We start from the raw sequence: 12,025 nt of genomic DNA, 5'->3' as shown, positions 1-12,025 counted from the left end.
GGGCCTTGCATGCCCGGTAGGGCGGGCAACGCCGGCAGGACACGCGGACTGCCGACCCGTGGGAAGCGCCGACGGCCTGTAGGGGAACGCCCTCCCCTCCGAGGGAGGGAAGGGCGTTCTGGAGTGCGGGGTGACGGCTGGTCAGACGGCTGCGGAGAGCGCCTGGATCTCCTCGTCCGAGAGCTGGAGCTCGGCGGCCTTCGCGGAGTCGGTGATGCTCTCCGGCCGCGAGGCGCCCGGGATGGGGATGACGGTCGGCGAGAGGGCCAGCTCCCAGGCCAGGCAGACCTGCTGGGGGCTCACCCCGTGCTTGTCCGCGGCCTCCTGGAAGGGTGCGAAGGTCTCACCGAGCCCGCCGGCCTTCTGGATTCCGCCGAGGGGGCTCCACGGGAGGAAGGCGATGCCGTTCTCGCCGCAGTAGCGCAGCTCGTCCTCGCTGGAGCGGAAGGCGGGGGAGAACTGGTTCTGCACCGAGACGAGGCGCCCGTCGAGGATCTGGTTCGCCTTCCGGATCTGGTCCACCGTCGCATTGGAGATGCCGGCCATGCGGATCACGCCGTCGTCCAGCAGGTCCTTGAGGGCACCGATGGAATCCTCGTAGGGCACCTCGGTGTCCGGGCGGTGGAACTGGTAGAGGTCGATCGCGTCGCCACCGAGCCTCGCCAGGGATGCCTTCGCGGCCTCCTTGAGGTAGTCCGGGTGACCGTTCTGCGTCCACGAGCCATCACCGGGGCGCAGGTGCCCGCCCTTGGTCGCGACCAGCACGTCCGAGGCGCCCGACCCGAAGCTCGAGAGGGCCTTGGCGATGAGGGACTCGTTGTGGCCCACCTCGTTCGCGTCGCGGTGGTAGGCATCCGCGGTGTCGATCAGGGTGACGCCCGCCTCGAGGGCGGCGTGGATGGTGCGGATGGAGCGGTCCTCGTCGGGACGACCCTCGATGGACATGGGCATGCCGCCCAGGCCGACTGCGCTGACACTGGTACCGCCGAGTGTGCGTTGCTGCATTGTCGTTCTCCTTTGGATAGACGTGCTGCCCTCAAGGTAAGCACGCTTCAGGAATTGGTGCCAATGACAACAAAACCTCAGTCGAAGGAGAAGATCCGCCGCACCACCCGGCCCTCGGCGAGGGCGTCGAGGCTCTCGTTGAGATCGGCCAGGGGCCGTGTGTCGGTATGCAGGAGTTCGACGGGGAGCTTCCCGCGCCGCCAGAGGTCGAGGTAGGCGGGGATGTCCCGCTCGGGGACGGCGTCCCCCATGTAGGAGCCGAGCAGCCGCCGGCCCATGCCGGCGAACTGCAGGGCCTGGGTCGAGATCGCCTGATCAGGGTGGGGCAGTCCGACGGAGACGAGCGCACCGCCGCGGGCGAGCAGTTGGAGCCCCGACTCCAGCACGCGGGCGCTGCCCACGGCCTCGATGACGACGTCGGCCCCGCCGTCCGTCGCCTGCCGCACGAGGTCCTCGGCGTCCTCCGGACCACCAGCGTGCTGCGCGCCGCACCGGAGACCGAGCTCCTGCTTGGATGGCAGGGGATCGATCGCGATCACGGTGGTGCCCGCGATCTGCGCGGCGGCCATGACCGCCATCAGGCCCACGGCGCCCAGCCCGAAGACGACCACGGACTGTCCCGCTGCCATCTCCGCCGTGTTCAGGACGGCGCCGATGCCCGTGAGTGCCGCGCAGCCGAACATGGCGGCGATGTCGAACGGCACGTCGTCGTCGATCACCACCAGCGACTCCCGGGCCACGACGGCGTAGTCGGCGAACGCTGAGACGCCGAGGTGGTGGTTGATGCGCTCCCCGTCGGCGGTGGCCAGGACGGCCGGACCGTGCAGCAGGTCACCACTGCCGTTGGCCTCGGCGCCGCGGTAGCAGAGCGCCGGCCGCCCGGCCGAACAGGCGCGGCAGGAGCCGCAGGCGGGTACGAAGACGAGGACCACGTGGTCCCCGGGCCGGACGTCGTCGACGCCGTCTCCCACGCTCTCCACGACGCCGGTCGCCTCGTGGCCGAGGGCCATGGGCAGGGGGCGGACCCGGGACCCATTGATCACCGAGAGGTCCGAGTGGCAGAGACTGGCGCGGGCGATCCGCACGCGGACCTCACCCGCGCGAGGTGCGGGCACGGGGAGCAGGTCCAGCGTGAGGGGCTTGCTCCGTGCATACGGGGCAGGCAGTTCGGCGGTACGCAGCACCGCGGCGCGCATCATCGGGCTCATGGCATCCCCTCGTCATAAAGGTGTGGACTGCGCCAGTCTAGGGGGAGGCCAGTACCGTTACGATCATGACCCGGGGCGGACCGGATCGGCTCACCGCCGGCATCTTCTGAGGAGACTGCAGCATGGAAGTACCGTTCTACGTCTGGACCGCCACGGTGATCGGCATCGTGGGACTGCTGCTCTTCGACTTCTTCTTCCACGTCCGCAAGGCGCACACGCCGACCCTCCGCGAGTCCGCCATCTGGTCCTCCATCTATGTGGGGATCGCTCTGGTCTTCGGCATCGGCGTCCTCCTGTTCGGCGGACCGACCATGGGCACCGAGTACTTCGCCGGCTACGTCACCGAGAAGGCGCTCTCCGTGGACAACCTGTTCGTGTTCCTCATCATCATGTCCAGCTTCAAGGTGCCGCGGGCGGACCAGCAGAAGGTGCTGCTCTTCGGCATCGTCTTCTCGCTGATCGCGCGGACCGGATTCATCTTCCTGGGCGCCGCCCTCATCAACAGTTTCGCCTGGGTGTTCTACATCTTCGGGCTGATCCTGCTCATCACCGCCGGCAACCTGCTGAAGCCGGGCGGGCACGACGACGACGGCGACAGCACGATCATCCGGCTCGCCAAGCGCTTCCTCCCGGCGTCGGAGCACTACGACGGCGACAAGCTGTTCACCATGGAGAACGGCAAGCGCGTCCTCACGCCGATGCTCCTCGTCATGGTGGCCATCGGTGCGACCGACATCCTGTTCGCACTCGACTCCATCCCGGCGATCTTCGGCCTCACGCAGAACACGTTCATCGTGTTCACGGCCACGGCCTTCTCCCTGATGGGGCTGCGGCAGCTGTTCTTCCTCATCGACGGACTGCTCGACCGCCTCATCTACCTCTCCTACGGGCTGGCCGTCATCCTGGGCTTCATCGGCGTGAAGCTCATCTTGCACGCGCTGCACGAGAACAACCTCCCCTTCATCAACAACGGCGAGCACGTGGAGGTCGTCGAGATCAGCACGGGCCTGTCGCTGAGCGTGATCCTCGGGGTCCTCGTCGTGACCGTGCTGGCCTCGGTGCTGAGCCCCAAGGGCCGGGCGAAGAATGCGATCTCCGGAGCGAAGCGGCATGCTGCCGAGTACCTGGACCTCAACTACGAGACGGATATCAGCGAGCGCGAGAAGATCTACGCGCGGCTGTGCGCCGAGGAGCGGGACCTCAGGACCCTCCCCGAGAAGTTCAAGCGGCTCATCCGGAACGAGACCGAGTTCATGGAGATGATCCGCAAGGCGCACGCCGAGCACGACGCCGCACTGGAGCGCGAACCGGGACGCTAGGGCTAGCGCCACTCGCGCGAGATGATCCGGCCGATCACGCCGCTGTCGAGGATCTCGCCGAGCAGCTCGAGGGCCGCGCCGGGCGGCAGGGGGATGCCCGGCCGGCCCATCAGGGGGCGGACGTCGAGGCCCGTCAGGAAGCGCGAACCGAAGGTGTCGAGCGAGCGCGGAGCCACGAGGTCGTCCACGGGGACGCGGAAGGGCCCTTCATCGAGCCGGCCGGCGCCCTCGTCCTCCGTGCCCGGTCCGGCGCCGGGCAGGATGCCGTCGAGCAGCGTGTCGTCGAACAGGCTGTCGTCGAACAGACCGCCATCGAACATCGCATCATCGAGGACGACGTCGGCGACCGTGCGGTCCGTGACGGCAGTCCAGGAGTAGGGGGCGCGGCAGAGGGCCGCCTCGTCGGCCGGGCAGGCGTCGTCGATGAGTTCGTTGACGGCCTGCGACACGAGGTCCGCGTCGTCGTTGTCGAGGGTGTACACGCCGTACAGGTAGGCGTCGAACTCGAAGTAGTCGGTCCAGCCGCCCATGTTGCAGTAGTGCATCCACGTCTCGTAGGTGGAGAGGCCGGCGAACTCCATGGCCGTCAGGGTGTCGTCGTTCTGCATCGTGCTCAACTCCTCGTCGCGGCCCCCAGCTGAGCCTCCATCCATCCTCGTGACCGCACGTCAACTGAAGCGGCCGCTGACACTCAGTTTTGGCGCAAGCTCGCGGCAGTACCTCAAGGCAGCCCGTCGAAACCTCCGTAAAACACCGGACGGGGACACATCCGCCGGCCCTGTCGCGTCGAATCATGCTCACCGAGGCCGTGGCGTGCGTCACTCCGGCCGACTGCGCGTCCGCCTCGGACGCCGATGAGAACGGGATCGAACGTGAAAGCAGTCACGCAGCAGTGGTTGACCCAGCAGGTGCTGGCGGATGTCGGCGCGGACCCTTTCGAGGCGTGGGTCGTGTACGTCGGTCTCGGTGGGACCGCCGACGGCGTCGTGGTGGACGGGTACCTCAACGGCCTGCTGCCCGCCCGGGCCGAGGACCGCGACCTCATCGCCCGCGCCGTCAACGTCCTCGCCGAGGAGACGCCCGGTACCGGGACCCGGGCGCCGTCGGGGGTGCAGTCGGCTTGGGCTGACCGGGAGGAGCCCTTCGCCTCCTGGAGCACCTACGGCATCTCGCCCGCGGACCTCATAGCCCCCCTGGTCAGCGCGCGCCGAGCCGAACTCCTGCGCCTCGAATCGCTCGAGCGGACCGGTCTCCTCCGCTGCGTCGGCGAGGACCAGGTGGACGCCATCACGGCGGAGGCGGCGCGCCGCTTCCCCGGCTGCTCCTCCTCACTGGCCCTGATCACCCGGGACCGGCAGGTCATCACGTCGATCTCCGGGACCATCGGGACGGACGGCCCGCGGGGCACGTCCTTCTGCCACCGCACGGTCGGGGATGCCCAGCCCTTCGTCGTCACCGATGCTGCCCTGGATCCGCGGGTCTCGTCGAACCCCCTCGTGACCGGAGGACCGCGCATCCGCTTCTACGCGGGATACCCGGTGCGCGGGCCGGGGGGCTGGCGGATCGGATCGCTGTGCGTGATGTCGGACGAGCCGCGGGGGTTCTCTCCGGCGGACGCGCGGACGCTGGAGCTCCTCGCAGCCTCGGTGCAGGGACTGATCGGCGTCTAGCCGCGCCCCGGTCGTGTCGCGCGTCGGGCGGACGGTGTCAGTGGGTCAGCTTCAGCCCGACCACGCCGCCCACGATCATCAGGACGAAGACGATCTTCAGGAGGGACGCGGGCTCGGAGCCGGTGGCCATGGCATAGACGACGGTCAGGGACGCCCCGATCCCCACCCAGACCGCGTAGGCGGTGCCGATGGGCAGCGAGCGCATCGCGAAGGCCAGGCCCGCCATGCTCGCGACGATCGCGGCGGCGAAGACGAGGCTCGGCGCGAGTCTGCTGAAGCCCTCCGACCTGCCGAGGGCTGTCGCCCAGACGGCTTCGAGGATTCCGGAGATGATGAGGACGATCCAGGCCATGATGAACTCCCACGCGCCGTCTTGTCGCACTCCGGGTACGGCGCCCTCGTCCGGGAGGCCGGTCGTCCCTGCCCCGGTCCCCATGGTGTCACGATCGCGTCCTGCACGGGGAAGGAACCGTCTCAGCCGACCGTGACCCTGCCTGCGTCGACCTGCCAGCGGCCGTCGAGCCGGACGTTCTCGAGCAGTCGCCGATCGTGCGTGACGAGCAGGAGGGCGCCGGTGTAGGACTCGAGGGCGTCCTCCAGCTGTTCGATCGCCGGGAGGTCGAGATGGTTGGTCGGTTCGTCGAGGACGAGGAGGTTCACGCCGCGGGCCTGCAGGAGCGCCAGCCCGGCGCGGGTCCGTTCCCCGGGGGAGAGGGACCCGACGGCGGCGCGCACCTGGTCCGCCTTCAGGCCGAACTTCGCGAGCAGCGTGCGCACCTCGCCCTGCGTCATCTCCGGGACGAGCGCTTCGAAGGCCTCGCCGAGCGGCAGGGTCTCGTCGAGCTGCCCGCGGGCCTGGTCGATCTCCCCGATGGCGACGCTCGAGCCGAGGGCCGCGCCGCCGTCGTCCGGCTCCTGGTGGCCGAGGAGGAGGCGCAGGAGGGTGGACTTCCCGGCGCCGTTCGGCCCGGTGATCCCGATGCGCTCGCCGGCATTCACCTGGAGGGACACCGGGCCGAGCGTGAAGGACCCCTGCGTCGCCGATGCGTTGTTGAGGGTTGCCACGACCGAGCTGGAGCGCGCTGCGGACCCGATGGTGAACTGCAGCTGCCACTCCTTGCGCGGCTCCTCGACCTCCTCCATCCGGGCGATCCGCGACTCCATCTGCCGGACCTTCTGCGCCTGCTTCTCGGAGGACTCGACGCTCGCCTTCCGGCGGATCTTGTCATTGTCCGGGCTCTTCTTCATCGCGTTGCGGACTCCCTGCGAGCTCCATTCCCGCTGCGTCCGCGCACGTCCCACGAGGTCCTGTTTCTTGTCCGCGTACTCCTCGTAGGCCTCGCGGGCATGGCGCCGTGCGACGGCGCGTTCCTCGAGGAAGGCGTCGTACCCGCCGTCGTACACGGCCACCCTGTTCTGCGCCAGATCAAGTTCGACGACGGTGGTCACGCAGCGGGCGAGGAACTCGCGGTCGTGGGACACGAGGACCACGCCGCCGCGCAGGTTCTGGATGAAGGACTCGAGGCGCTCGAGTCCCGCGAGGTCGAGGTCGTTCGTCGGCTCGTCGAGCAGCACGATGTCGAAGCGGCTCAGGAGCAGGGCCGCGAGGGCCACGCGGGCCAGCTGGCCGCCGGAGAGCGCCGTCGTGGGGGTGGCCGGGTCGATCGCTCCGGCGACGTCGGCCAGCACGGACGGCATCCGGTCCTCGAGGTCCACGGCGCCGGAGGACATCCAGTGGTCGAGGGCGGCCGCATAGGCGTCGTCCGCGCCCCTGGCCCCGCTCCCGAGGGCGGCCGCGGCGTCCTCCATGGCGAGGGTCGCCGCCGTCGTCCCCGTGCGGCGGCCGATGTACCCGGCCACGGTCTCGCCGTCGAGCCGCTCGTGCTCCTGCGGGAGCCAGCCGACGAAGGCATCGGGTGGCGTGGTGCGGACCGTTCCGGCGATCGGGGTGTCGGCGCCGGCGAGCAGCCGCAGGAGGGTCGTCTTCCCGGCGCCATTGGCCCCCACCGCGCCGACCACGTCTCCGGGCGCGACGGTGAGGTCGAGCTTCGAGAAGAGGGTGCGGTGGGCGTGGCCCCCGGACAGGTCCTTCGCCACGAGGGTTGCAGTCATGGTTCCAGTCTAGGAGGGGAACCTGTCCGGGACCGGTCCTCCGACCCCGCCCGGCGTAGCCTTCGGGCAGCATCCCGCGCCCGACGACCGGGACGCAGGCCGAGCAGCGTCGGCACCGGCGACATCGCGGTGGGCGGAGCCACGCTGCCGCGGGCGTCGCCCACGCGAGCTACGGGATCCGGCGCTGACCTCGTGCACGGCCGTCAGGCGGTGACCCGCCAGATGCTGTAGTCATCGAGGTGGAGGATGGCCCGGTGCCCGGCCAGGGTGTCACGGACCCACACCACACCGAGCCCGGGTGCCGCGTCCTCGACGCAGCCGCGGTAGTGGACCTCGCCCCTCCGGCGCGCTTCGACCACGGTGCCCGCGGTCAGCGAGCCCATGTCGAGGATCCGGGCGGAAGCGGTAGCGGTGGCGGGGGTGGCGACGACGGACATCGGGTGCTCCTCGTGATTCGGGATGTGCGGTCCGCCGACGCGTGGTGCGGCCGGCGACCCCTTCATGATTCGGGAGCGGTGTTGCCGGGATATTTCCGGCAGATTATGTTTCAGGACGCCGCCCCGGGATGTTGCTCCGGAGGTCCCGCGGGGTCTGCACAGCCGGCTGATCGTTGCCTAAGCTACTCGAATGAGCCAACCCACCGACCCGGACCGGGCCTACCTCCGAGCCATCGACGAGCGCACGCGGAGCCTCCTCGCAGAGGCCACGCCGGACCCCTCGCCGTTCGACGGGGCGCCGGCCGCCCTGGCCGACGACGTCGAGCGCGGCGTCGAAGGCGTGGCGGAGCGCCTGCGGGCCGTGGTCCAGCATCTGCACGCCCACCCGGAGACGGCGTTCAGGGAACACGACAGCGCGACGCTCCTGCACCAGGAGCTCACCCGGCACGGCCTCGACGCCCGCCTCGGCGTGCACGGGGTCGAGACCTCGGTGCGGGCGGAGATCGGCAGCGCAAACCGGGGGCCCACCATCGCGGTCCTCGCCGAGTACGACGCCCTGCCGGAGATCGGGCACGCCTGCGGCCACAACGTGATCGCCGCGGCCGGGCTCGGCGCGTTCCTCGCCCTGGCATCGGTGGCGGACCGGTTGCCCGGCCGCGTCGTGTTCCTCGGCACCCCGGCCGAGGAGGGACATTCCGGCAAGGAGGTCATGGCGCGCCACGGAGCCTTCGACGACGTCGACGCCGCCATCATGGTGCACCCCTACGGCTACGACCTCGCCGACCAGGTGTGGCTCGGGCGCCGCCTGCTCACCATCACCTTCACGGGGGTGGAGGCCCACGCATCCGCGCAGCCCTTCATGGGACGCAACGCGCTCGACGCCGCCAACCTCGCGTACCAGGGCATCGGCCTGCTGCGGCAGCAGCTGCCGCCGTCGGACCGGGTGCACACCAACCTCACCGAGGGCGGGCAGAGCCCGAACATCATCCCCGGCCGCGCGGTGCTGAAGCTCTACGCGCGGTCCCAGCAACCGGCCACGCTGAGGGACCTCAGCGCGCGCCTCGAGGACGTGGCCCGCGGTGCCGCGCTGATGACCGGCACGGGCGTGGAGCTGCAGTGGGACGAGCATCCGCCGTCGCTCCCCATCCGCACCAACACCGCGCTGACCGGTCGCTGGGTGGCCGCCCAGCAGCGGCGGGGGCGTGCACCGCTCCCGCTCGGTGTCGTCTCGGAGACCCTTGCCGCCTCCACCGACTTCGGGAACGTGAGCTACCGCGTCCCGGGGATCCATCCCCTCATCCGCATCGCCGAACCGGCCACGGCGCTGCACACGCGCGCCTTCGCCGAGGCGGCCCGCAGCGCGGCGGCGGAGCAGGGGGCGCTGGACGGCGCCGTCGGGCTCGCCCTGACGGCCCTCGACTACCTGACGGATCCGTTGCTCCGCGCGGCGGTCCACGAGGAGTTCGAGGACCAGGGCGGCGCGATCGACGTGCCGTCCTACTTCGCCTGACCCGCTCCGACCAGCAGCATCGCCCGTCCGCAGCACCCACCGCCAAGGAGAACGCATGTCATCCACTGCAGCAGCCCGTCCCGGGCTGGGCGACCGCTTCCTGACCGGCGTCGAGCGGGTCGGCAACAAGCTGCCCGATCCGTTCATGCTGTTCCTCATCCTGTTCGCGATCACCGCCGTGGTCACCACGGGCATGGCCCTCGCGGACGTGACCGTCCAGGTGCCCGGCGCCGAGGAGGCCACGGTCATCAGGGGGCTCTTCACGGGCGAGGGACTGACCTGGCTGACGGAGAACATCGGGGCCAACTACCTGGGCTTCCCTCCGCTCGCCACGGTGCTGCCCATCCTGCTCGCCGTGGGCGTCGCGGAGAAGTCCGGGCTCCTCGGCGCGCTCATCCGGCGGGTCTTCGGGTCCGCGCCCCGCTGGGCGCTGCCCTACGCCGTGGGTTTCGTGGGCGTGGTGGGCTCGGTCATGTCCGACTCCGCCTTCGTCATCATCCCGCCCCTGGCCGCCCTCGTGTTCAAGGCTGCGGGGCGCCACCCGGTGGCGGGACTGCTCGGCGGCTTCGCGGCCGCGGGAGCCGGCTACTCCACCAACCTGCTGGTCACGAGCCTCGACGCCCTGTTCGCCGGGATCACGACGGCGGTCACGGAGAACCTGCCGAACGCGGGCGCCGCCGTCACGCCGCTGTCCAACTACTACTTCAACATCGCTTCCTCGCTGGTGCTGATCCTCATTGCCGGGTTCATCATCGACAGGGTGCTCGAGCCGCGCCTGGCCCGGCAGGACGTCCCCGTGGACGAGGTCGTCGAGGACGGGGAGCACGCCTCCGCGCCCGTCGTGCTCAAGGCCGAGCTCGAGCCGGTGGAGGCACGCGCCCTGCGCTGGTCCGTGATCGTGGGCGCCGTCGTCGCGCTCGTGATCCTCGTGGCCGTGATCATCCCCGACTCGCCGTGGCGCAACGAGACCGGCGGATTCCTGCCGCGCTCGCCGCTGCTCAGCTCGATCGTCTTCATCGTGTTCCTGCTCTTCACCATCCCGGGCCTGGTGTACGGACGCGTCGTCGGGACGATCACCACGGGCCGCGACGTCCCACGGGTCATGGGCGAGGCCATCAAGGACATGGCGGGCTTCCTGGTGCTGGCGTTCATCCTCGGGCAGTTCATCGCCCTCTTCAACTGGTCCGGCATCGGGTCCTGGATCGCGGTCGCGGGAGCAACGGGCCTGGAGACCATCGGCCTGACGGGCTACCCGGCGGTCCTCGCGTTCATCCTGCTCGCCTCCGTCCTGAACCTGTTCATCGTCTCGGGCTCGTCCATGTGGACGCTGATGGCCTCGGTGTTCGTGCCGCTGTTCGCGCTGCTCGGCTACGAGCCGGCCTTCATCCAGGGGGCGTTCCGCGTGGGTGACTCGGCCACGCAGGTCATCACGCCGCTGAACCCCTACATGATCGTGCTGCTCACCATGCTCCGGAAGTACGAGCCGAACGCAGGTCTCGGCACCCTGATGGCCAGGATGCTGCCCTTCGTGGTGCCGTTCTGGCTGGCCTGGGTGGCCATCCTGACGGTGTTCTTCTATCTCGACCTGCCCATGGGCCCGGGGAACGACATCTTCATCGAGTAGCAGGGAAGCAGGCCGCCCTGGCCGGACCCCGGTCCGGCCAGGGCGGAATAGGTATCCGGGAGCACGGGTTATGCGGGGCGAGCCTGTCCCACGACGAAAGGACGATCCGTGACCACGGTCTACGCCCTGCACGAGAACCCCGAGTGGTTCCCGCCCTTCGCGCGCGCCTTCGAAGCCGAGGGGGTGGAGGTGGTCGAGTGGCTGCTCACGGACGGTGTGCTGGACCTGGACGCGGTCCCCCCGGAGGGCATCTTCTGGTCCCGGATCAGCGCTTCCGCGCACACCCGCGACCACGGTCTGTCGAAGGACTACGCGCGCTCCGTGCTGTCGTGGCTGGAGGCGCACGGCCGCCGGACGGTCAACGGGCGCCGCGTCCTCGAGCTCGAGATGAGCAAGGTCGACCAGCTCACCGCGCTGAGGGCCGCCGGTATCGACACACCACGTACCGTGGCCGCCGTGGGTCGCGAGCGCATCGTCGAAGCGGCGCAGGGCTTCGACCCGCCGTTCATCGTCAAGCACAACCAGGGCGGGAAAGGGCTGGGGGTCCGGAAGTTCGAGTCCCATGACGAGCTCGCCGCCTACGTGGCGTCAGGCGAGTTCGAGGAGCCTGCCGATGGTATCACGCTCGTGCAGGAGTTCATCCAGGCCGCGGAGCCCTTCATCACCCGCGCGGAGATCGTCGGTGGCCGCTTCGTCTACGCCATCAAGGCCGACACGGCCCGCGGTGGCTTCCAGCTCTGCCCGGCAGACGCCTGCGCCATCGACCCGGAGACCGGCAAGCCGATCATGCCGCCTGGGGCGACCATCGCCCCGGAGCCGGACCAGCAGCTCTTCAGTCTCCGCGAGGACTTCGACCACCCGGTGATCGCGCAGTTCGAGGAGTTCGCGCGGCGCAACCATCTGGAAGTGTGCGGCATCGAGTTCATCGAGACCGCCGACGGCCGGGTGCTGACCTACGACGTGAACACGAACACCAACTACAACGCAGCCGTCGAGGCGGTCGCTCCCGCCTCGGCTCCTCGCGAGCTGGTGCGGTACCTCAAGACCCTGGGCTGAGCAGCGGTCCCGCCGGTGGCGGCGTGGTTCCCGGTCCCGCAGGTTCATCCGCCGGCCCACCGGCGTCGGTCTCCTGATCACCTG

General features: G+C 69.9%; 11 protein-coding genes and 1 riboswitch. Of the genes, 5 read left to right on the top strand and 6 right to left on the bottom strand.

The features are described from left to right. Positions 1 to 141: 141 nt before the first annotated feature. Both FNH21_RS06015 and FNH21_RS06010 read right to left on the bottom strand, forming a co-directional pair. Positions 142 to 1,005 (bottom strand): aldo/keto reductase, encoded by an 864-nt coding sequence (locus tag FNH21_RS06015; RefSeq protein ID WP_152813036.1) that lies wholly within the window; start codon positions 1,003 to 1,005, stop codon positions 142 to 144. Between the two features lie 77 nt (positions 1,006 to 1,082). Next, positions 1,083 to 2,201, bottom strand: a complete 1,119-nt coding sequence (locus FNH21_RS06010; RefSeq protein WP_152814110.1) for an alcohol dehydrogenase catalytic domain-containing protein — start codon at positions 2,199 to 2,201, stop codon at positions 1,083 to 1,085. Between the two features lie 134 nt (positions 2,202 to 2,335). Between FNH21_RS06010 and FNH21_RS06005 the strand changes: the two genes are divergently transcribed. After that, complete coding sequence (locus FNH21_RS06005) at positions 2,336 to 3,532, top strand: TerC family protein (protein WP_152813034.1); 1,197 nt, start codon at positions 2,336 to 2,338, stop codon at positions 3,530 to 3,532. A gap of 2 nt (positions 3,533 to 3,534) precedes the next feature. Here FNH21_RS06005 and FNH21_RS06000 read toward each other — a convergent pair whose 3' ends face one another. Beyond that, a complete protein-coding gene (locus tag FNH21_RS06000) occupies positions 3,535 to 4,140 on the bottom strand; it encodes a hypothetical protein (protein ID WP_152813032.1) in 606 nt (201 codons plus the stop codon). Between the two features lie 264 nt (positions 4,141 to 4,404). Here FNH21_RS06000 and FNH21_RS05995 point away from each other — a divergent pair, with 264 nt between their 5' ends. Continuing rightward, positions 4,405 to 5,202: a GAF domain-containing protein gene (locus FNH21_RS05995; RefSeq protein WP_338403168.1), complete on the top strand. Its 798-nt coding sequence runs from the start codon at positions 4,405 to 4,407 to the stop codon at positions 5,200 to 5,202. Between the two features lie 37 nt (positions 5,203 to 5,239). Here the strand turns inward: FNH21_RS05995 and FNH21_RS05990 are convergent, their stop codons facing one another. The 3 genes from FNH21_RS05990 to FNH21_RS05980 all read right to left on the bottom strand — a co-directional run bounded on the left by FNH21_RS05990 (position 5,240) and on the right by FNH21_RS05980 (position 7,751). After that, positions 5,240 to 5,554 carry a DMT family transporter gene (locus tag FNH21_RS05990; protein WP_152814108.1) on the bottom strand — a complete coding sequence of 105 codons (315 nt, stop codon included), beginning with the start codon at positions 5,552 to 5,554 and terminating at the stop codon, positions 5,240 to 5,242. 10 nt (positions 5,555 to 5,564) lie between these two features. After that, a riboswitch (guanidine-III (ykkC-III) riboswitch) is annotated at positions 5,565 to 5,632 on the bottom strand. Positions 5,633 to 5,676: 44 nt separating this feature from the next. After that, positions 5,677 to 7,314, bottom strand: a complete 1,638-nt coding sequence (locus tag FNH21_RS05985; RefSeq protein WP_152813028.1) for an ABC-F family ATP-binding cassette domain-containing protein — start codon at positions 7,312 to 7,314, stop codon at positions 5,677 to 5,679. Positions 7,315 to 7,517: 203 nt separating this feature from the next. Next, on the bottom strand, positions 7,518 to 7,751 hold the full coding sequence (locus FNH21_RS05980) for a hypothetical protein (RefSeq protein WP_152813027.1): 234 nt from the start codon (positions 7,749 to 7,751) through the stop codon (positions 7,518 to 7,520). 190 nt (positions 7,752 to 7,941) lie between these two features. Here FNH21_RS05980 and FNH21_RS05975 point away from each other — a divergent pair, with 190 nt between their 5' ends. The 3 genes from FNH21_RS05975 (at position 7,942) to FNH21_RS05965 (ending at position 11,941) form a co-directional block, all read left to right on the top strand. Further along, positions 7,942 to 9,261 (top strand): M20 family metallopeptidase, encoded by a 1,320-nt coding sequence (locus tag FNH21_RS05975; protein WP_152813025.1) that lies wholly within the window; start codon positions 7,942 to 7,944, stop codon positions 9,259 to 9,261. A gap of 55 nt (positions 9,262 to 9,316) precedes the next feature. Then, positions 9,317 to 10,885, top strand: a complete 1,569-nt coding sequence (locus FNH21_RS05970; protein ID WP_152813023.1) for an AbgT family transporter — start codon at positions 9,317 to 9,319, stop codon at positions 10,883 to 10,885. Positions 10,886 to 10,993: 108 nt separating this feature from the next. Next, on the top strand, positions 10,994 to 11,941 hold the full coding sequence (locus FNH21_RS05965; RefSeq protein WP_191931656.1) for an ATP-grasp domain-containing protein: 948 nt from the start codon (positions 10,994 to 10,996) through the stop codon (positions 11,939 to 11,941). Positions 11,942 to 12,025: the final 84 nt, after the last annotated feature.

The organism is Arthrobacter bussei, assembly GCF_009377195.2.
Classification (GTDB): Bacteria; Actinomycetota; Actinomycetes; order Actinomycetales; family Micrococcaceae; genus Arthrobacter_D; species Arthrobacter_D bussei.
This window is presented reverse-complemented; position numbering and strand designations above follow the sequence as displayed.